We start from the raw sequence: 21414 nt of genomic DNA on the forward strand, positions 1-21414 counted from the left end.
TTCCTTTTGGAGACTTGAAAGTGTTGATAACTGCAAGTCTTTTGACTTGCTTGCGATGGCAAAATTAGATTGCCTTATCTAAACTTACGCTTTTTGACTGCAAGTCTGAAGACTTTCTTTTATGGTTAAGTTTCAAGTGCCCCTTTGGGAACACTTAAAACAGCTGGGCTTTTTGGCTGCAAGTCTGAAGACTTTCTTTTATAGGTCAGTTTCAAGTGCCCCTTTTAGAACATTTAAAAACAGTCTGGTTTACCGCTTCTCAAAACTTAAAAAATTAGGTTTATCCAGCTTTTTAGAAATACGAGCGGCGGCATTCATCAAACCCACGTGGCTATAAGTTTGCGGGAAGTTGCCCCATTGACTACCATCCTTGGCGCTCACATCTTCGCTCAACAAGCCCAAATGATTGCCATACCTCGATAATTTCTCAAAAGTGTTAATTGCCTCATCTAACCTACCCACACAAGCCAATGCCTCTACATACCAAAAAGCACAAATCAAAAAAGTAGTTTCGGGCTCGCCAAAATCGTCTTGGTGCTTGTAGCGGTAAAACAAACCTTCAGGGGTTTTCAAATCTTGTTCTAAGGCAAGCAAGTGACTTTTGGCGCGTTCACTGTCAGACTTGAGATAACCCATCGTAATCAAATGCAGCGTGCTGGCGTCAAGGTTAGGTGTACCAATCGCTTGGGTATATACCCCTCTGGTTTTATCATAAGCTTTCTCTATGTATTCAGCCGATTTTTTTTGCAGCTGGGTTGCCAGGTTCACCATCTTTTCATCCTTCAAAAACTTGCCTATGCGCAAAGCCGCAGCGCTACCCGCCCAATGAAACAAATAAGTATAAGTATGGTATTGGGCTTTGTTCCTAAATTCCCACAAGCCCGCGTCTGGTTCATCTATAGTTTCCTCTATTTTTTTCAAAAGCCTAAAAATCAGCAATTTAGACTCGTGTCTTTCTTCAAAAACAAAGCGGTTATCGGCATAAATGGGCAGTAACGATACTAGTATTTGTCCATATACGTCGTTTTGGATGTGTTCATACGCCTGATTGCCCACCCGCACCGGAGGGTTATTGCCTTGATAACCCGTCAAATCCAATATTTTTTCCTCAATAAAAGCATCCCCATTGATTTTGTACAAAGGCTGTAGACGCTTATCATCCCTCAGCGCAATATTGGTAATATATTTAAAATAAAGTTCGAGTTCTTCAAAGTGCCCAATATTGTTGAAAGCATTCAAGGTATAATATGTGTCGCGCATCCAGCAATAACGATAATCCCAATTTCGGGTGCTTTGGGGAGACTCAGGCAGGCTCGAAGTAGCTGAGGCAATGATGGCGCCTGTGTCTTCGTATTGGTGCATTTTGAGCACCAAAGCTGAACGTATTACCTTATTTTGGTAAAAATCGCTGATGCTGGTACTTTTTACCCATTTTCGCCAATACTGAATGGTATTATTCAAGAACGTTTCTGCCGTATCTTGAATGCTCGCTTCCATGGGACTGCCATAGGTTAAGAATAAGTACTTGGTTTCGTTGAGCAAAAAATAAGATTCATCTTCTATAAAAGTCAAGGAAACATCGGTAGTGAGGCGCATCTTTTTTTCTAAACCCAAATACTCTATATGATTGCTCCCCCGATGGTTTTCGGGGGTAAAATTGCCATAATCGCCCACAGGCTGACATTTTACCTTTACCCTGGGCGAACCCGAAAGCGGTTCTATTTTTCTGACCAACATCAAAGGGCGATAATAGCGGTCGAAATGGTAAAAACGGGGCGCAAAATCGGTCACTCTATACTTGCCCTCTTCTGTAGCTATTTCAGTACAAAGAATGTTGGTATTCTCTATATAATATTGCGTAGACTCGAAGTTGTCTTGTGGAGGTAATACCGAAAATTCGCCCCCCTTCTCACTGTCCAAAAGGCTACCAAATACAAAACTGCTATCAAACCTTGGGAAGCATAACCAAACAATATTTGTGTTTTTGGCAATGTGAGCCAAATAAGCGCAGTTTCCAATCAAACCAAAGTTGTAAGTATGTCTTTTATCCATGACTTATTTGTTTTTTCATTCCTAAATTTTTCAAAAGATCTCTCACCTCTTCCACACCATTCAAATAATAGTTTGCTTCTGAATTGCCCGTCCCCACCTTGATCGTAAAAGCGTCTTCGGGCATTGCCTTAAATGTATCTTCATCGGTTTTGTCATCGCCTAGGGCAATCACAAAATCTGAAGGAAATTTTTGCAGCCATTTGGTAGCCCCCACCCCTTTGTTGGCAGTGATGGGTTTTATTTCTACCACCATATTGCCCTCCAGCACTTGCAGCCCCATATTACTGGTCAAGTATTTCAAATGACTGCTCAACTCTCTCGTTCTTAGTTCGCCCAAACCCACCTCTACTTTGCGGTAGTGCCATACCAAAGAATACGCCTTTTGCTCGACAAAAGCACCAGGGGTTCTATTGACATACAAGTCCATCACTGGGTAAATTTCTTTCTGCCAATCGTTGTTCATGCCTTCTTGTACCTCCCAATCTTTGCCCACCTGTTTGCTCCAAATGCCGTGTTCGGCTATCAAATCTATGTCCAAGTCCCCAAACCACTCTTCCAACGTATGGTGCTTGCGTCCGCTGATAATCACCACTTGGTTTTTGTGGTCTTGTATCAAACCATTGAGAATGTCATACAATTCTTGATTAGGTTTGGCTTGTTCAGGTTTTTGGGCAAAACCCGTCAGAGTGCCATCATAATCTAAAAATAAGAGCCTTTTTTCCGCTTTTTGGTAAGCGGCTTTGATCTGTTTGATGGTGTTTTCTTCCAATATTTTGGTATGCATATACGACTGTTGCTCCTTTACCTCTGTCAACCTGTCTAAAAATAGTTTAACCCAATGGTGAATATTATACCTTTTCAAAGAATTTTGCATAATTTCCATGTGAAACCTTTGCTCATCTTTGGGCATCGTAAGGGCTTGGTGCAATGCTGATACAATTTGTTTAATATCATTAGGGTTAATCAAAATAGCATCGGATAACTCTTTAGAAGAACCAGCCATTTCGCTCAAAATCAACACCCCCGTTTGGTCTAATCGGCTGGCAATATATTCTTTACAAACCAAGTTCATTCCATCACGTAGAGGAGTCACCAAGGCAACATTTGCCATTCTATAAAAAGCTGACAAAGCCTCAATAGGGAATGAACGATAAAAATAATGTACAGGAGTCCAGCTTACCCGCCCATACTTTCCGTTGATGCGCCCTACCAACTCATCTATTTCTGTTTTGAGGGCTTGGTACCTGGGTACCGTATCGCGCGAAGGCACCACCACCATAAAAAGCACCACTTTTTCTAAATACTCAGGGTATTCTTCAAAGAAAATCTCCAAGGCTTGTAACCTGTTTTTGATGCCTTTCGAATAGTCGAGCCGATCTATAGAAAGAATGATTTTTTCATTATTTAAAGAAGAACGGTAACGCACCTCTCTATTAATAGTGTTGGGCGACGAGGCTTTTTTAGCGTACTTATCATAATCAATGCCCATAGGAAAAGCATCTACCACTACCTTGCGGTTGCCCATTTCGACTTCTCCATGAAAATAACCTATGCCCGCCAAACGGTTTACCGAACTCAAAAAGTGGCGCATGTCATCATAGGTATGAAAGCCCACTAAATCTGCCCCTAACATACCCAAAAGCAATTCTCTACGCCAAGGCAAGAGCCTGAAAATTTCGTAAGAGGGAAAAGGAATGTGTTGAAAGTAGCCAATGCTTATGTTAGGGCGTTTTTCTCTAATCAATTGTGGGACAAGCAGCAGTTGATAATCGTGTATCCAGACGGTATCATTTGCTTCGCACACCTCCAAAATAGCTTCCGCAAATTTTTGATTGACTTGTTGATAACTTTTCCAAAAATTATCTTGGTAAACAGCGTACTGGGGGAAATAGTGAAAAGAAGGCCAGATCGTAGCATTGCTAAAGCCCTCATAAAAACCTTCTACGTCTTCTTCTGACAAAAAAATAGGTTTGAGGCTTTCCTTTTCCAGGTCTTCAGTGACTTGGCTTTTTTCTTCTTCATTTGCCAAGTGTAAACCAGCCCAGCCTAGCCAGATATTGTTACCTTCTTTGTAGATGGAACCCAAACCTGTGGCAAGTCCACCCGCACTTGGTTTGTAGGTCAACTCCTGATTGTTTTTCTGAATTTTAATAGGGAGGCGATTAGATACAATGATAGTTTTGCTCATTTTTGATAGGGTTGTTTTTAGACGTTAGTTAGAGGCAGTTCCAACTATGGCTGAATATTGCTCGAAACGTGAACGAGTGTTCAAAATAAGCAATATAAAGTTTATGATTTTGGAAATACTTCAGGTGAGTAGTTTTTTAGAAAAAACGATGGGACTATTTGATAAATGGGTTAAAATAAGTAGATGATTTTGTATTTAACTTAGTATTACTTTTGTTAGTAACACGTAGTTGGAAAACTTTACAGATTTTTGGTTCTTTGCCTTGCTTGCTTTTGCCAGTATACACCATTTTGCGCACCATAGAAAACAATAAAGCCATAAAAAGATGAGTTTTACAAAACACCTGCTAAAAATCACCCAATCTACCGATTGCAAAGAAGTTGAAACCATTCAATCTTTGTGGAGCGGCTATGGGAGCATTGTTCGCTATCAGTTGAACAACCCATCGTTTAAGACAGTGGTAGTAAAACACATTGCTTTAAACCAAGCCAACAAGCACCCAAGAGGCTGGAACACCCAAAAGTCTCACAACCGAAAAGTAAAATCTTATCAGGTAGAAACCCATTGGTACAAGCAATGGAGCCAACTTTGCCCCGATAGCTGTAAAGTACCCAAGCTCATTGGTACCTATACCAAAGGCAACAACCAATGGATTGTATTAGAAGATTTGAACGGACACTTTCCGCTACGAAAAATCCAGCTCAGTTTGCCAGAGGTAAAGGTGTGCTTGACCTGGTTGGCAAACTTTCATGCCACTTTCGTGCACCAGCCGCCTACAGGGTTATGGGAAGTGGGCACCTATTGGCATTTGGCAACCCGCCCCGACGAATTTGAGCAGATGAAACACCAGGTGCTCAAAGCTAAAGCCCACGTGATAGATGAGTTATTAAGCCAATGTAAGTACCAAACCATTGTACATGGAGATGCCAAACTAGCCAATTTTTGTTTCTCTAAAGATGGTAAAAAGGTGGCTGCAGTAGACTTTCAATATGTGGGTGGGGGCTGTGGAATGAAAGACGTGACTTACTTTTTGGGCAGTTGTTTGTCGGGTGCCGAATGCGAACGCTATGAAAGTGAGTTGTTAGACACTTATTTTGCCACATTGAAAAAGACATTGGCTATAGCCAACCCCTGTGTAGATGCCGAAGCCCTAGAGCAAGAGTGGCGACAACTATACCCCATTGCCTGTGCCGATTTTACCCGATTTCTGTTAGGCTGGATGCCCACCCACCAAAAACTGAACGACTATACTATGCAAGTAACCGAAGAGGTGTTGGCAAGCTTATAGCCCAAAGGTTTTGGGTTCAAAAACACTGTTCTACAATCGACCAAACCTTTTATAATGTTGATTTTTAGTGACTTATTAAAACCGTTGCAAGTGTGTATCATGTTTTGAAATATCCTCAGATTAAGTGATATAATAAAATCTATATCATCTGTAAAATAAGTTATTTCATTTTATAACACTAACCCCTCATCTTTGTGGCGTAATAAATTTTAAAACACAAATAATTATGAGTACTAAAAAAGCACTAATCTTTACGGCTAACACTCAAGACACGGCTGGGTACAGAGAAAAAGGTGTATGGTTTAATAAGTTTTTGATGCCTTATCGTGGGCTAAAACAGCGTATGGTGAGGTTAAGCACACTTGTGGTATTAGCCTTTTTGGTGAGCTACCAAGCCGCATTTGCTAGTAATATTCTGATTGTAATGTCAGATGTGTCGCAAATGAAACTCAAAGGGGGGTATGATTACAAAACAGGTTTTTATCTAAATGAGTTGATGGAGCCAGTCAAAATATTTATGGAGGCAGGTCATACGCTGACTTTTGCTACTCCAACTGGCATGGCACCAACACTTGATTTGGTTTCTGATACACGAAAACACTTTTTGGACGAAAGTCAGGAAAATTACAATGCCCACAAAGCTTTGTTTAACCGACTTATGCTGAATGACAAAAAACACAGTCCAGTGGTAAGTTTTGCACGTATTGAACAAATTGGCATTGAAAATTTTGATGCAGTATTTGTACCTGGTGGTCACGCTCCGTTAGGCGACTTAGTAACCAATGATTTACTGAGCAAGTTCTTGCATCACTTTCATGCCAACTCTAAGCCTACAGGACTGGTATGCCACGGTCCGGTTGCTTTATTATCTTCTTTGCCAAATAGTGCCGAGTTTGAGTCTGATATGAGAGCTGGTAAAAAAGCCAAGCCAGCGAAAGGTTGGATTTATGCAGGTTATAAAATGACGGTTTTTAGCAATTCAGAAGAAGCCGTTGCCACTAAATACTACCTAAGTGGCGACCAATTATTTTACTGGCCACAAAATGCCCTTACCAATGCTGGGGGTAAGTATTCTCATAGCAAGAAAGACTGGGCACCCCACGTAGTTGTAGACCGTGAATTAGTGACGGGTCAGAATAACAAATCAGCAAATGCTACTGCCAAAGAGTTGTTAAAGTTACTCAATAACAATTAAGGATAGTTGAGCCCCCTATAAATCAGGCATAGGAACAATGAGGTTTAGTCAGGGTTTAGGGCTATGCTTTGCATTTGCAAGGTAAACAGCCCAAACTCTGGCGATAACTTTTGAATACAAAAGAGGTCTCAAAGTTCAGTCAATATTGAGTTCATGATCAAAATAGTATTTTCTATATGTATGCTTTTAGGTTTCATTTCATTTCAAGCAAAAGCACAACAAGCAAATCATTTTAATTCCTGGTGGATTTACAGCGCTAATTTTCGTATGCATGACCAATTTTCTGTGAATGCAATGTATGCCTGGAGTCGAAACGATTTCGTAAAAAACTGGCAACAATCTCTTGCAGGGTTTGGGCTAAATTATTATCACAAAAGAAACGTAGAGTTTGGAGCAGGGTATGAGTGGATAGAACGGTTTCCCTACGGTGAGCAGCCACTACCCAATCAAATCTCAATCCATCGGTTTTTTCAAAAAATCACTGTTAAGAATAAAATTGGTAATGTGGGAATAACGAATGTCATAAGATTTAATCAGGAATATATTAACGCTGATTTTCGATATTTCATTATCAATCACATAGGTTTAAAAATTCCTATTCAATTGAATAGCAAAAATACAAAGTTGTCAATAAGGTTTACTGAAGGAATAATAATCAATCATGGAAAATGGGTAACCCAATCCTATTTTGGTCAAAACAGGGCGTATGTTGGATTGAATGTTTTAATCAGGCAATCCATTGGGGTAGATTTGGGTTATTTGAATCATTACATCATTAAAGAAAATCAATTGACAGAAAATAACCATACACTGTTTTTTAAGTTGACACATAATTTAGATTTCAGAAAGAAAATATCTAATCACTAGTGCTCTGGGTACTAAATTCCTTTCACATATTTCGGCTTCTTTTGCCTACTGACTTCACCTAAAAAAACTCACGTAGCTTAGGCTATGCTCGTTTTTTGGAGGTTTGACAGCCACCAAAATAAACTCGAAATAGTGTATAAACTACTTAGTTCCCAAAGCACTAGTGCAATGGGTACTAAATTCCTATCATATTAGCTTCACTGAGCTCGCCACAGCGTAGCTGTAGGCTCGGTTATTCGGAGTCTTTAGCCCGCTTACTTTACTTCAAAAAGTGCGTCAGCAAACAAAATACCCTCGAAATAAATAGTGTATTTATTTAATCCCCGATGCACTAGTGAATAGCAGTGTTTTTAGGTAGTTATTTGAAGTTTTTTTCATTTTTTTTGATAAATATTTACCAGGGTAAATAAATTTTTATTAACTTTGTCAAAAGTTAGAAAAAAAATGGCAAAAATTGATGAAGAAATAAAGTCTTCATTTGTAGACAATAAGTATCGTTTGTTAGCAAATGTAGTATTTACTCGAAACTGGATTCAAAACCAATTTGCGAGCTTTCTCAAGCCTTTTGGTGTATCTCCTCAACAGTTTAACATTTTACGCATTTTACGAGGTGCCAATGACTGGCTCAATATGCATGAGGTGAAAAGCAGAATGGTAGAAAAATCTCCCAATGCCACTCGTCTTTGCGACAAGCTGGTAGAGAAACAGTTGGTCGAAAGAGCCAGAAGTGAAGAAGATAGGAGGGTAGTTCATCTAAGAATCACAAAAGCTGGATTAGATTTGTTAGTAAAAATTGGTGAGAAAGATGACAAATCATCCATAAATTTTGTTGAGAACATTTCGGACGAAGAGGCAAAAATTGCCAGTGAAATTTTAGACAAATTTAGAGGTTAAATTTTTTTATACTAATATTTATCAAGGAAAATAATTACAAGGTAAATAAGGTTAATTCAAATTACATTTTATTATGAAAAACACAGATTTATTAATTTACAGAATCGCTACCGGGTTATTGACGTTGATCATGATGTTTAGTGCCACCATGTATTTTACCCAGTATGAAATGGTGAGCCAAAAATTCTCAGCGGCAGGCTTTGCCACATATATCATATACCCAATGGCTATAGCAAAAATTTTGGGTTTGGTGGCCATCTGGACTGACAAATCTACGATGCTAAGAGAGTGGGCGTATGCCGGATTTGTGTTCAATTTGTTGTTGGCAATAGGTGCCCATCTGGATGTTCAAGATGGAGAATATGTAGCTCCCATTGTAGGATTGGTAGCAGTAGGAGTATCATACTTTTACAAGCATAAATTATTGAAAGCACCTGCATCAAACGAATAAACGAGTTTCTTTAAATTTTATGAATGCAAGTCTTCATACTTGTTTTTGCGGTAAAATATAAGGTTATAAAAAGCTTTGTTGGGTAAAGTTAAAAGTGAAAGAGGTAGGAGGGGGCTCATTTAAAAATGACAAAACCTGGCAAATCAAGCATAACCTTCGTTGAGGGTATTTCGGGCGAAGAAACTAAGCTAGCCAGTGATGTCTTAGACAAACTGAGAGGTTAAAATTTTTTACACAAATATTTACCTGGGTGAATAATTATAAGGTAAATAAAAATAATTTAAATCACATTTGATTATGAAAAATACAGATTTATTAATTTACAGAATTGCTACCGGATTATTAACATTAATCATGACATTTAGTGCCACCATGTATTTTACACAGTATGAAATGGTGAGCGAGAATTTCCCGAAGGCAGGGTTTCCAGCATTTATTGTATACCCATTGGCTGTAGCCAAAATTTTAGGTTTGGTGGCCATCTGGACAGATAAATCTACCATGTTAAGAGAATGGGCGTATGCCGGGTTTGTATTCAACTTGTTGTTTGCTATAGGTGCCCATGCCCATGTGCAGGATGGAAAGTACGCCCCTGTGATTGTAGGGTTGATAGCGGTAGGAGTGTCATACTTTTACAAGCACAAAATGTTGAAGACGTCTGCTGCGAGCGAATAAAACTGGCTTTTTTAGGAGATTTGAAAGTTTTGATTAAAAAGCTTCAAGTGGCCTTTCAAAACACTTCGATTAATAGAGGAAATTACAGTGATCATTCTCAAAGGCTACGCTGTCGATTCCTCTATTTTTACTCTTAATAAATGCTTGTAGATAACCAAATCATTATTACAAAGAACTTGCCTGCTGTTTTTATGCTTTGTCTATTGCTTGTTGCTACGCCATAAAAGAGACCATTGACAGTGTTTTGTGGGCTAGATTCTGATCCCCAATAATTTGCACGCGTTCTTTTACATCGTCATACCGCCAACTTTTAGAAACCAATTTCCAAAAGTCATTTGCTTCAATGACTATGTCTGTGGTGAGGTGCTGAAACGTAGATTTGTCTAAACTCCAGCCTTGGTTTTGCTTAGTCAAGTACCAGTTATCTTTCCAACCTCCCGGAATATGTAGCTTAATGGTGGTACCTTCTTTAGCCTCCACTTCACGAAAAGTATGAGGCCAAGCCAATAGACAAACCTCGGCAAAAGGTAAAAAAAACTCTTGGTGCATAATGCCTGGTTTATTTACTGCATCTCTGATCTGTTGTTGGTGCAAAAATTTCTCGGTGTACTCTCGGGCTATGTGCATCCAATTTTTGCTTTCTTCTTCGCCTGCCCAGTCTACCGGAAACTTAGATTTACCCAAAGGGTCAAGTGAGGCATAATAATCATAATAAGGTTTGCCCGTAAGTTCATGCAATGCAACCAACATTTGAGGACTTACTCGTTTCATTGCCTGCACCCAATCAGCATTGAGGCGGTTGAGGTATGCTACTAATTTTGAGTATGTATGAACATCTTCGGGAGGATCACCCATGTAATCATCCCTCAAGATAGACAGCAGACGAATGTTACCATCGAGCAAATGGGCAGCCACATCTTTTACCTTCCAAAGCTTGGCTATAGTTTGTGCTTGCCATTCTTCAGGAGTAAGGTTTTTGAGCAAAGCCATCAGTTTTTGATCCAACTTAGGTAGTTGGTGTACCAAATCAAGAAATATGTCTTTGGGCATTTGATTTATTTTTAGGTGATGCTTTAAAAGCAATAGTATAGGTCAGTCCTCCAACATAAAAACTTGCTTGCTGCCGTCAGGATTGGTGCAAATCACATGGCCATTGATGAGGCTATTGAGCTTGTATATTTTGTTTGAACCTGGAAACTTCATGTTCATAATGGCTCCATTGTTTGACACAAATTGAAGTTGAATTTTTTTACGGTTACGGTTGTTGTTATAATAAAACCGAGGTGGAACACTCTTGGTATAGAGGTATTCTATAAGTCCATTTTTACCCTTGCACACTAACTTGTCTTCTGCTTCGAAGTTTTGGTGACTCCCATTTGGGTTAGAGCACATCAGTCCTTCGCCTTCCAGAGTTAATTTATATACTGAATTTTTCCCCGGAAAACTCACCTTGTATACTTCGCCATAGGTAATCTTTTGTTTACTCACCGTTGTCAGCTTGATACGCTTGGGGCGTGTGCTGGAGGCGTATTCAAAAAAATCACCCTTCAAGTTACGGTACAAATATTCTTCAGTACCATTGGCATTAGAAGTAACATAGCGAATACGTTGTCTATCTTGAGCTTGAGTAAGCGCAATGCTACACAAAGTCAAACTTAATGATAGTAAATAGCGTAGAGTTTTCATCATCCTTGTTTTTGAAAAGTTGAGATATATATGGAGTTGTTTGTAATGAATGCCAAAGCGACAAAATAAAGTACCTCTAATAAAAAAGTTCTTGTTGGGTGGTATGAGTGATTTTTGTAGTTTTACATAGCTTAATTTAATATAAAATATTTTGATTTCCTTTGCCTGGATTATATTTAATTGTTACTAGGCAGGGCAAAATCAAACAATTCCAGTTAGTAAAGCGGAAAAAATAAGATGTGCCAATAAAACAAAATATTTGTTGAGTGGGCGAGTCAAAAAACCTTTGCATAGCCCAAGCTATGGAACTGTTTTTTGAGGAAGTCCACTCGGCAAAGGTACCGTTTTATGGCTCAGATTATTTTTGTAGGTTTACTTAGCCAGTCAATTTGCCCGAATTTTGTAGAACAATTCGCGGCTATAGCAAAGCTAAAATGTAATAATATAAGTACATTTGGATGAAGTGATATTAAAACCTGACAACAAAACCAAAGCTAATTGTGACTGTGTGTGTTGTCTAAGTAATCAACAAAATATTTATGATGGTATCTGATACCTTAAGAAAAGTAATAGCCAGCAAACTTGTCGATGGTGGACCTGTATATACAGAAACTACCCTGGAACATTTGAATAACCTGATAGTAGAACCTTGGAATGCTTATTCTTCCTTATTTTTTTTATTGCCACCTTTGTATTGGGGGCTTAAGCTCAAGGGAAGGTATAGCGAATACCCCTTTATTACCTTTTGTTTGCCATTTTTGGTCTTGGGTGGCTTGGGCAGCACCCTGTTTCACGCTTTTCGTACCTCTCGTTGGTTACTCATTATGGACTTTATGCCCATCATCATTATTACTTTAGCCCTTACCATTTATTTTTGGGCAAAAGCTCTAGGGCGTTGGTCTTATACCATCTTTGTAGTATTAGCAATGGTGGGGTTGATGTTGCCTGTCTGGATGTTTGTGCCCAATCCTTACAAAATTAATATTTCCTATTTTACTCGTGGGGTGTTTATGTTTAGCCCCATGTTGATGGTTCTTACCAGAACCCGCTACGCCAATGCCAAAATACTTTTTATTGCCATCTTGTTTTTTCTGGCAGCCCTGGCTTGTCGTCAGTTCGACCATTTAGCTGTAGTAAAATCTATATTGCCTATGGGCATCCACTGGCTTTGGCACTTGTTTACTGTAGCGGGTGCTTTCTTCTTAGCAGAGTATGTATACCGGTTTGTAAACATGGAAAAAGCCCGAAATCAGCGAATAAATGATAAGAATTAGGTGAAATCATAATAAAAATCACAAGCAAACCGTTGATGAGTCGCGTTAGGTCATCAATAATTTGCGTATATTAGCCTTCGTACAATTTTTAATTTAATACTTTAGAACTACCACAAATATGGGATTACTAGATCAGAAAAGAATAGCCGACCAACTTGTTAAAAACTACGAAAAAGCCGAAGAGCTTGACTTACCCAAAGAGTCAAACAAGCCTGTGGTATCAAGCCTTGACAAGGATTTACCAGTAGCTCGTCAGATTAGTTTTTCGGGGGTAGATATGACCAACGGGATAAAAACTGACCTTGAGGAAGAAACTTTGAGCGATAAAGAACGCAAGGTTTTGGCAAAAATAGAAAAATTATTACACGACGAAGAGGTAAGCGAAAGATTTGGAATAGCCATTTTATCTCGCAAAGTAGCCAATCGTGCCTGGATAAAAATAGAAGGAAATGCCGCGATTCCGGCAAAAGTGATTGCCCGCGAAACCAGCAATTACCTGTTGGAAGATGAAAATAATGATGCTTTGAAAGAAGAATTAAAAAAACGATTGGAAGATGGGGCAGTAAATGAAGTAGTGATAAAACTGCTGCAGTATTCAGAAGGAGATGCAGGGTTTAACACTGCGGTTGCTTTGATAGCTCAAAATCTTAAGACATTGGATGAGCAAGGCTTGACGGAGGAAGAAAAAAAAGCGGAAATCACTCGAATTGTTGCCAGCTTGTTAGAGTTGATTGCTAGGCTATAACTACTGGAGTCAACCAATACAAAGCCTGCTTGATAGTACTAAAATATTTGTAAGGCATCATTTGTTGGTGACGGCTTTCTATTTCTTTGACGTTTTTTCTGGTATTGTACTCCCCAAAGGTATCTTCGGGTAATAAAATAGCGATTTTACTTTTGGGGTTTATTTTATAAAAGCGAGGAAACCAATCATTGATAATCCAGGTAGCATCTTCTGACCTTAGTACTCGCCTGAGTCGCTGATCCATAATCCACAAATTCAACTTATTCTGTTTTGCCAGGTTAAGGGCAATGTTTAACCCTTGTCGTAGTGCTGTACTGTCTATAAAACCTAACCATGTGAGCTGGATAATTTTTTGCTCAGTGCTATAATGAATTGTAATAAATTCGTTTTTCAAATATGTTTCCATGCTGTGTAAATATTGTTGGGGGGTTGAACCTTACATATTTACGTAAAACCAGCCGTAGGAGATTAAATAAAGTACGTTTTTTTGTCAAAAATCACGTATGTATACCGATAGAATAAAACACGGTAACATTTGTTGCCTATTTAGAGTAGTAAAGTGTATGAATAAAATGATAAAGTGGAGCTTTTTTGCATTTTTAGCCATTACAATTTCAACTAGCGTAGAAGGTCACCAATTAAAAAATGCCTTGAATGACATCAAAACGTATAAAGCATTGGCTGCGTTTCAAGCAGCAGAAACCATTTTTGTACACCGGGGAGAAAAAGTAAAAGTGAAATTTGATACAGACAAAGCCGTTTATCAAATACGCATACACAATCCGGTAGGTAGAATTATTGGAAGGTTCAAAACTATCAGCAGTGAGTTTGTCGTAGAAACCAAATCTTGGCGCAAAGGCATTTATTTTATTGTGATTAGTAAGAACGGAAAATATAAAGAGAGAAAAAAAATAGTAGTAAGCGCATGAAGCTTTACTCAAAAATTTGAAACAATCAAGCCCATTTTGCAAATGTAAATTTTGCAGTGTGGGCTTGACTGCTTTAGTACACAATTAAAATTTAGCGGAGTGTGACAGACTCTCTCAATTTTTTTGTAAATTCGTAAAGATAAGGAACGGAAAAAAATAACTTTTCAGTTTGGAGGTGATTTTTCATTCTGATACTTCATTAACCCGGCAGTTCCGCCGGGACTATGAGCTTTTTTTAGCCGTAGCTATGGTTACGCCTGCAAAAAGTGCCTCGTCTCAGAATAAAATCCCTCCCTCGAAATCGGTAATTTATTTTTTCACCATTCCTAAGGAAGGTGTATTATTCTATATATAGAATGATGCACCTTATTTTTGTAGCTTTATGCTTGTTGCTCATGACTTGCAGCTACTCAACTTAGTATTTTTCACACAATCATATTTTTGGGATGTTCAATTTCGACGGCGTTAGTTTACAAAACATTGTAGTACATAATGTAGGCAATAAATCTAAGGAAGAAGGGGTGCAGTTATCCAAGACTTTGCTCAACCTTAATGATGATTTGATTCAGGATTTGTTGCTCAAATATTTTTTGTCCTCATTCAAAACAGATGCTTTTTTTCAGTTTGCCCATGACAGCGACGTAAACCTGAATGAGGTATATCATTATGTAGACCAAATATTTGAGAACCCTGACAGTTTTTATGACCAATCGGTGAATATAGCCAAACACCTGTACGAGGCATCTCACCACAATAAAATCAAGGGAGGCGAATTTTACATTGTACACTTTACCGACTGTATAGTAGAAGACGAACTGGCAGATGCAGTGGGTTTGTTTAAGTCTGAAAACAAAGATACCTACCTGCGGGTGTATCAGCAAAACAATAACTTTAACATTGACTATGCTGATGGAATCAATATTAACAAGCTCGACAAGGGCTGCTTGATTTTTAATACTGAAAAAGAGCATGGTTATAAAGTATGTATTGTCGACAACCTCAACAAAAGTAGTCAGGCGCAATATTGGCGCGATGATTTTTTGCGGGTGAAGCCTTACGAAAACAACTTTTACCATACTCAAAACTACCTGACCATGTGCAAAGACTTTGTAGATGAGGTATTGAGCGAAGAGCAGGAGGTAGAGCGTCCGGAACAAATCGCATTGCTTAATAAATCGGTAGAGTATTTTAAAGAAAAAGAGGTGTTCAACGAATCAGAGTTCGAACAAGAGGTAATTCAAAAGCCCGAAGTAGTAGAAGCCTTCCGAGAGTACAAAGAGCAGTACAAAGAGCAACACAAAGAAGAGGCTGATGTAGAGTTGAAGTTTGAAGATTTTGAAATCTCGTCTAATGCCGTAAAAGAAACCAAGAAGAAGTTTAAAAGTGTGCTTAAACTTGACAAAAACTTTAGTGTGTATATCCACGGCAACCGCGATTATGTAATAAAGGGGTTTGATGAAGAGCGCCAGATGAGCTATTATCAGCTGTATTACAACGACGAAAAATAGGCGTATAAATGATTTGACTGTTGTTTGTTGGTTCTCAGCAAAAAAGCACTTTGGGTATTACTCCTAAAGTGCTTTTTTGTTTTCTAACGATACAGCAAGCACTTGTCGTAACTATCTGTGAATGATTGTTTTTGATTTATCTTTAATAAATGTATTTTGTGTAATAGATCGATAATAGATACAATTATGAAGACAAACAAATTCAACCTATACTTCATTACCCTAACGCTACTGGCAACCAGTGTTATGAGTTGTTCTACGGGCAGGCGCAAAGTAACCCTTAGAACCTCTCGCCCTGCCGATATTTCGGTGCCACCTCAGGTGAAATCATTGTTGGTAGTAGACCGCACCAAGTTTAACAAAAACCTTTTAAACGTGGCAGAAAGTGTGCTTACTGGCGAGTTTCCCGAAGAAGACAAAGCAGCCACCCAAGCATTGATTCAGGCATTTAGAGCCAAACTCACTGCTTCTACCCGGTTTACATCTAAGGTAGCACCCATTCGCGAAGAGGGCAACAGTATGACAACTGCTTTTCCTAAACCTTTGAGTTGGTCAAAAATACAGGCTTTGTGTGCTACTTATAAGACCGATGCAGTAGTAGCCATTGAAATTTTTGATACTGATTTTATAATCACACATGGGACACAAAAAACCAAAAAGAAAGTAAAAGAAGGTGGGGTTACCAAGCAAGTAGAAGTAAATGAGTTTTATGCCCGTGGAGTAAACAAAATAAAAGTAGGCATTAAGTTTTATATACCTGCCAACCAAAGCATGATAGACCAAAAGCTGTACAAAAAAACAGGTACCTGGAAAGCTGCTGCAGCCACTAAATCCGCTGCTGTCAGAGCGCTGATCTCCAAAACGAATGCCTCGCGTCGAACAGCCGAAAAAATAGGCCGGTATTATGCTTATCGTATATCACCCATGCCTATGCGCATTACCCGACATTTTAGGGGAAAAGCCAAAAGAGCACCCGAACTAGAGCAGGGTAGTCGCTACGCTGATGTAGCAAAGTGGGCAGAAGCCATTAAGGTATGGAAAAGTGGGTTAGGGCGAGCCCGTAACAAAGAATCGGGCTATTTGGCCTATAACATAGCGGTAGGGTATGAGGTATTGGGTGACCTGAGAAATGCTAAGGAATGGGCGCAAACTTCGTATATAAGGTATGGCAACAAGTATGGCAAAGAATATTATGACTTGCTACAGCGTCGAATCAGAAACGAAACACGGGCTAAGCAGCAGTTGAACAAAGAGTAGGTTTTGGGCAATAAGAGACGGCACGGAAAGTATATTGCCCATCATAGATATTATTCCATCAGTGCCATCACCTTCGTTATTTTTTGTTCAAACTCGATTGCTCCTTCTAGCCTGAGTATTGGGCAAGTGAGCTTTTGTAACCATTGTTGGTGTACTGCCAACGACCTTCCTGTAAAGGCAGGGTCATCGTATTGGGCTGCCCACTCCAAAAAAGCTTGAGAAGTTTGACGAATGAGTTCGTGGGTATGTAGTGCCTCGCCATGTCGTTGTATTTCTCTTTGTCTGAGTCGTTCCATTCTTATTTTGGGCGGCAAGTAAAGAAACACTACCAGGTCAAACGCTTGTAACCATTCATTACCCCAACTAATGAGCGAGCCACTGACAATTACCTTAGGTAAAGAATTGAAGTCTGCGGTTAATTTTTGATTTCTTTTCACCAAAGGCACTTTTTCCTGAAAAGGTGGCGTAGTGGGTTTCCAATAATAATTATCTACATCTAAATGAGTGTAGGAGGTACGTTTTGCCAGTGTCTGCCCCAGGGTAGTAGTACCCACCCCGGAAGCGCCCATTATTAAGATTTTCATGTCAGTCAATGCATTATTTTTACTGTTTGGGCTAACCTGAAGCAAACCCAAGTATTTGTATAAGGTAGCATTGTTTTAGCAGGTAAACAAGCCATTGATAAAAACAAAAAAGCCTGCACTAAAACAAGGGCAGGCTTTTGATTTATTATTGAGAAAATATACAAAGGTTATTGTGTATATGGTTTGTTTGGGTCTCTATTTAAAGAGCTTTTTTACATATAGATAGTCTAAGAAATAAATTACTTTGGCCGAAAACGTGTTAACCTGGGGGGCGTTCATTACATTGTTGCGGAAGTTACGCTCAAAACTAAAGTCGTTTACTTCGCGCCCCGACAAGAAATTAGATACAGCATTTTTGTATACCAGGGTAAGAAAACTACCTGGTGCAAATTGTAAGTTAAATACAAAGTCAATGTTAAAAGCGTTGAAATCCTGGTTATGTGTCACTGGCTCACTTACTCCCTCAGAGTTGGTCTCCAGGCTTTGCAAAGTAGCCTGGTCAGCCAGTAGCTCACCGTTTTGTTGCAATAAATACAATTGATCATATATTACATTGCTCCAGTAATGACGTATTCTCAAACGAAAGTTGGTCAAACGGTTAAAAGCGTAATCGAGAGTAAACGTATTGGTAATATTTCGTACATCTCGACGGCCATACACAATGTGGGTGTGGTCGTTGTCGTCAGTTACATTGGCTGCCCAGTTTCTTTCGTTGTTTCGGCGAGTATAGTTAAAGTCATGAATAAAAGACAACTTATTATTCACTCGGTAACGAGGTCTTATACCAAACCAGGTATCTTGTTGTTTCCAATCGGGGCGAGCCCAAGTACCACCGTATCCGGTAAGTCTAAATTTTTTGCGGCTGTCGGTTCCCGCCCAAAAGTTAACCTCTTGTGCAGGCAACCGTTTAAAAAATCGCCCTTCAACCCTGGGCGAAAAGTAGTCATAGTTGTCTACCGGAGTAGTGTTTAAATTAAAACCAGCGTACCAAAAGTTGGTAAAGTTAAAGTTCATATTGGTCCATAGCCCGAATTGGTTAAAAGTAAAAGGTTTATAAAGCATGCGGTGCCAGGTGCCAGTCCACCAGTTAAAACGATTGAGGATACCTTTAGGCTTAAAAGTCATATATCCCACCTCGGCATTGTGCGACACTTCGTTGGGGGCTTGTAAAAATCCCATATCGTTGGGGTTGTAGTTGTGGCTTTCTACGTTACGGTTCATCCAAAAACGAAATTTACCCCTTACTTTGCTAAATGAAACATTGTATTTATAGCCCAAGTCTGGAATGTAACTACCCGATTCGCTGTCGCGGGTATAACGCTGTGATACTGCCGCAAAGCCCTGTAGACGATAAGTATTTTTCTTATTATGAAAACGGAAGTCGGTTCCTGTAACGTTGGCGTGAGTAAACCCTCCTGCACGCGAAACATTGGTATTGATAAAACTGATGTTAGAGTTGTTAGGCAAGTTTTGGTCTAGCACAAAAGTATTGTAGTTAGTCAATGGGTCTACCAGTACCGTTCTTGTCTCTCCGGTTTCAGTATCTTTTACTCTGGCGTACGATGCTTTGGTTACTGCATTGAATATCCCTATGCCTAAACCGCCCTTAGTTCTGCCCGAAAGCTTGGTGGCATTGATTAATTGTGTTTCTCCTGGCCATTTGTCTACCTCTTCATTTTCTCCCAGCTCATCTTTTAGGTCAAAAGAACTTTGTCCTACCCGGCGTGAATAAAACAGCCCACCTTTATTAAACAGCTCGGTACCCTCGGTAAAGAAAGGGCGGTTTTCTTGAAAACGCACTTCAAAAGGGCTTAAGTTGAGTACTACATTATCAGACTGTACCTGGCTAAAGTCAGGTACCAAACTCATATCTAAAGTAAAGCTTTCGCTGATTCCATATTTTAAGTCCATTCCTCCACCATAAGTGTTTGAGTTGCCGTTTGTATCGTCATATTGGCTTGAAAAAGAGGCATAGGGTAGCAAAAACAAGCGTACGGGAGGTTTGATGTTTTTGAGCCCGGTTAATTGTCCAAACTGATTTACAAACCCGCTCAAAGATGCGTCTACGTGGTTCCAGTAGCTGGTTTCCTGGTTACGCTGTACTCTACGCATAAAGTTTACCCCCCAGGTTTGGTTGGCATCACGAGGAAACCTCAAGGCAGAATAAGGAATTTCAAGTTCGGCAGTCCAACCTTCATCGGTAATTTTTACTGCACTTTTCCAAACTGCATTCCAGTTTACGTCCTCGTTTCGGGCAGAAATAAACTTATCAGTTTGTACTCCAGCCGCCGATACTATAAACGAAAAGGCATTTTGTTGTTTATTGTAAGTATCAAAGCTTACGGCAAAGTAGTCAGAGTTTTTACCTTCCGAATCGCGTTGCCCAAACTCTTTGAGAATTTTATCGGGCTCATTGTCATACATTTTGGCAGAAATGTAAATGGCAAAGTCATCATAAATTACTTTGATTTCGGTTCTTTGGGCAGAGGGCTTGCCATTGCTGGGGCGAGTTTGGATGAAGTTTCCTATGTAAAAGCTAGGGTCACGTACCCACACTTCATCGTCAAGTTTGCCATCAATTGTAGGCTTATTTTTTATTTTTACTGCTTTGAGCGAATTGGGTTTTTTTGTTTTTGGAGGCTTTGCCCAACTCAAAAATCCTCCACAACATAGTAAAACACAGAGGAATGATGAAGTAAAAGTTTTCATGGTAAATATCTATTGATAATGCTTTAAAGTAAAATATATGGATTATGTGTGTATTTCTTACGTTGGTATTTCAAAGACATAGGCCGGTAGAACAGGTTGCAATACAAAGGTGTTTTTTTCGTGACATTGTTTGTATATCATTGGTTTTGGTAGTGTGATCACAAGCTTAATGTAAGCACTGTAAGTCAAGGTATATGATTTATAGTCAGTGCTTTATGGTTTAATGTGTAGTTTGTTTAAAATAGAAACTGCTCTTTAGTAAAAAGGTTACTGATTTTTGTTTAAGTGAGGCATATTTTAGGTAAATACATATTTTCTATGGTTAAATGAATCAGTTGTGGTTTGGTGGTGTCCTTTGTTAAATAGTGGGAAAAGCCATATAATTTATCTTGCGGTAAAAGTAACCTTGAAGCCATCATCTGGAGCTTGTTCATGAGTAAGACGGTTCAAAAAAGCAAGTATTACAGTTGGAGGTAAAAACAAAGCGGTCAGGCAGTATAAAGAGTTGTTCAATACCTTTATTCATTTTTCCTGGCTTGTTTGAGTAAATTTCACTCCTTGTTTTTTCCTATTCAGACCAAAAATCTACAACTTGATTCCTTATTGTCCTTGTGATAAATAGAAGATCACTAACTTTAAAAAAATGATTTATGGCACATACTTATGATTATCCCCGCCCTGCCCTTACTGTTGACTGTATTATATTTGGGCAAGAGGTCAACCAAGCTACTAAAGTACTGCTTATTCAGCGGGCACATGAGCCTTTTCAGGATAAATGGGCGATACCTGGCGGTTTTATAGATGCCAACGAAACTGCTCTGCAAGCCGCAAAACGTGAGTTGGAAGAGGAAACAAACCTGAAAGGGGTAGAGCTACAGCAGTTGCACACTTTTACTGCACCCGACAGAGATCCACGAGGCTGGGTCGTGTCTATAGCACATTATGCCTTGGTAGACATCAATGCTTGTAAGCCTATAGCAGGAGACGATGCCCGCAATGCTACTTGGTTTGCGTTGGATGAATTACCTGAAATGGCATTTGATCATGATGAAATTTTGAAAATGGCTATAGCAGAGGTGAAGCCTTAAGTTGGGTAGTAGTAGCCAAGCTTA

Annotated in this window: 19 protein-coding genes; 12 read left to right on the forward strand and 7 right to left on the reverse strand. The window is 39.2% G+C overall.

The genetic code is table 11. The features are described 5' to 3' along the window. Window positions 1-249: 249 nt before the first annotated feature. Both Q0954_RS05810 and Q0954_RS05815 read right to left on the reverse strand, forming a co-directional pair. Window positions 250-2052 (reverse strand): glycoside hydrolase family 15 protein, encoded by a 1803-nt coding sequence (locus tag Q0954_RS05810; protein ID WP_299454845.1) that lies wholly within the window; start codon window positions 2050-2052, stop codon window positions 250-252. Beyond that, window positions 2045-4240, reverse strand: coding sequence for a bifunctional alpha,alpha-trehalose-phosphate synthase (UDP-forming)/trehalose-phosphatase (locus Q0954_RS05815; RefSeq protein ID WP_299454847.1), 2196 nt, complete (start codon window positions 4238-4240; stop codon window positions 2045-2047). The genes Q0954_RS05810 and Q0954_RS05815 overlap by 8 nt, the downstream gene beginning before the upstream one ends. 325 nt (window positions 4241-4565) lie before the next feature. Between Q0954_RS05815 and Q0954_RS05820 the strand changes: the two genes are divergently transcribed. From Q0954_RS05820 to Q0954_RS05845, 6 genes are all read left to right on the forward strand, one after another. Beyond that, a complete protein-coding gene (locus Q0954_RS05820; RefSeq protein ID WP_299454849.1) occupies window positions 4566-5528 on the forward strand; it encodes an oxidoreductase family protein in 963 nt (320 codons plus the stop codon). 226 nt (window positions 5529-5754) lie between these two features. Beyond that, window positions 5755-6723 carry a type 1 glutamine amidotransferase domain-containing protein gene (locus Q0954_RS05825; protein ID WP_299454851.1) on the forward strand — a complete coding sequence of 323 codons (969 nt, stop codon included), beginning with the start codon at window positions 5755-5757 and terminating at the stop codon, window positions 6721-6723. 153 nt (window positions 6724-6876) lie between these two features. Beyond that, complete coding sequence (locus tag Q0954_RS05830; RefSeq protein ID WP_299454853.1) at window positions 6877-7590, forward strand: DUF2490 domain-containing protein; 714 nt, start codon at window positions 6877-6879, stop codon at window positions 7588-7590. Window positions 7591-8034: 444 nt separating this feature from the next. Further along, on the forward strand, window positions 8035-8484 hold the full coding sequence (locus tag Q0954_RS05835; RefSeq protein ID WP_299454855.1) for a MarR family transcriptional regulator: 450 nt from the start codon (window positions 8035-8037) through the stop codon (window positions 8482-8484). Window positions 8485-8557: 73 nt separating this feature from the next. Further along, complete coding sequence (locus Q0954_RS05840) at window positions 8558-8935, forward strand: DoxX family protein (protein ID WP_299454856.1); 378 nt, start codon at window positions 8558-8560, stop codon at window positions 8933-8935. Between the two features lie 297 nt (window positions 8936-9232). Continuing rightward, window positions 9233-9610: a DoxX family protein gene (locus Q0954_RS05845; protein ID WP_299454858.1), complete on the forward strand. Its 378-nt coding sequence runs from the start codon at window positions 9233-9235 to the stop codon at window positions 9608-9610. A gap of 213 nt (window positions 9611-9823) precedes the next feature. Here Q0954_RS05845 and Q0954_RS05850 read toward each other — a convergent pair whose 3' ends face one another. Together Q0954_RS05850 and Q0954_RS05855 are read right to left on the reverse strand one after the other, a co-directional pair. Then, a complete protein-coding gene (locus tag Q0954_RS05850; RefSeq protein ID WP_299454859.1) occupies window positions 9824-10660 on the reverse strand; it encodes a maleylpyruvate isomerase N-terminal domain-containing protein in 837 nt (278 codons plus the stop codon). Window positions 10661-10702: 42 nt separating this feature from the next. Continuing rightward, window positions 10703-11299, reverse strand: a complete 597-nt coding sequence (locus Q0954_RS05855; protein WP_299454860.1) for a hypothetical protein — start codon at window positions 11297-11299, stop codon at window positions 10703-10705. A gap of 536 nt (window positions 11300-11835) precedes the next feature. Between Q0954_RS05855 and Q0954_RS05860 the strand changes: the two genes are divergently transcribed. Then, window positions 11836-12570: a ceramidase domain-containing protein gene (locus Q0954_RS05860; RefSeq protein ID WP_299454861.1), complete on the forward strand. Its 735-nt coding sequence runs from the start codon at window positions 11836-11838 to the stop codon at window positions 12568-12570. 118 nt (window positions 12571-12688) lie between these two features. Continuing rightward, entirely contained in the window at window positions 12689-13315 is a 627-nt protein-coding gene (locus tag Q0954_RS05865) for a hypothetical protein (RefSeq protein ID WP_299454862.1), read from the forward strand. Here the strand turns inward: Q0954_RS05865 and Q0954_RS05870 are convergent. Beyond that, the gene (locus Q0954_RS05870) at window positions 13305-13721 is read right to left on the reverse strand and encodes a hypothetical protein (RefSeq protein ID WP_299454863.1); all 417 of its coding nucleotides are present in this window, start codon (window positions 13719-13721) and stop codon (window positions 13305-13307) included. The genes Q0954_RS05865 and Q0954_RS05870 overlap by 11 nt on opposite strands. 157 nt (window positions 13722-13878) lie before the next feature. On the opposite strand from Q0954_RS05870, the gene Q0954_RS05875 reads away from it, so the two are divergent. The 3 genes from Q0954_RS05875 to Q0954_RS05885 all read left to right on the forward strand — a co-directional run bounded on the left by Q0954_RS05875 (window position 13879) and on the right by Q0954_RS05885 (window position 17009). Then, the gene (locus Q0954_RS05875; RefSeq protein ID WP_299454865.1) at window positions 13879-14244 is read left to right on the forward strand and encodes a T9SS type A sorting domain-containing protein; all 366 of its coding nucleotides are present in this window, start codon (window positions 13879-13881) and stop codon (window positions 14242-14244) included. Between the two features lie 446 nt (window positions 14245-14690). Further along, complete coding sequence (locus Q0954_RS05880; RefSeq protein ID WP_299454867.1) at window positions 14691-15752, forward strand: nucleoid-associated protein; 1062 nt, start codon at window positions 14691-14693, stop codon at window positions 15750-15752. 186 nt (window positions 15753-15938) lie between these two features. Next, window positions 15939-17009 (forward strand): DUF6340 family protein, encoded by a 1071-nt coding sequence (locus Q0954_RS05885; RefSeq protein WP_299454868.1) that lies wholly within the window; start codon window positions 15939-15941, stop codon window positions 17007-17009. A gap of 50 nt (window positions 17010-17059) precedes the next feature. Here Q0954_RS05885 and Q0954_RS05890 read toward each other — a convergent pair whose 3' ends face one another. Beyond that, window positions 17060-17593 (reverse strand): AAA family ATPase, encoded by a 534-nt coding sequence (locus Q0954_RS05890; RefSeq protein WP_299454870.1) that lies wholly within the window; start codon window positions 17591-17593, stop codon window positions 17060-17062. Window positions 17594-17788: 195 nt separating this feature from the next. Further along, entirely contained in the window at window positions 17789-20302 is a 2514-nt protein-coding gene (locus tag Q0954_RS05895; protein ID WP_299454872.1) for a DUF5916 domain-containing protein, read from the reverse strand. Between the two features lie 650 nt (window positions 20303-20952). Here Q0954_RS05895 and Q0954_RS05900 point away from each other — a divergent pair. Next, window positions 20953-21390, forward strand: coding sequence for an NUDIX hydrolase (locus Q0954_RS05900; RefSeq protein ID WP_299454874.1), 438 nt, complete (start codon window positions 20953-20955; stop codon window positions 21388-21390). Window positions 21391-21414 lie beyond the last annotated feature (24 nt).

The organism is uncultured Microscilla sp. (assembly GCF_947493425.1).
Lineage (GTDB): Bacteria > Bacteroidota > Bacteroidia > Cytophagales > Microscillaceae > Microscilla.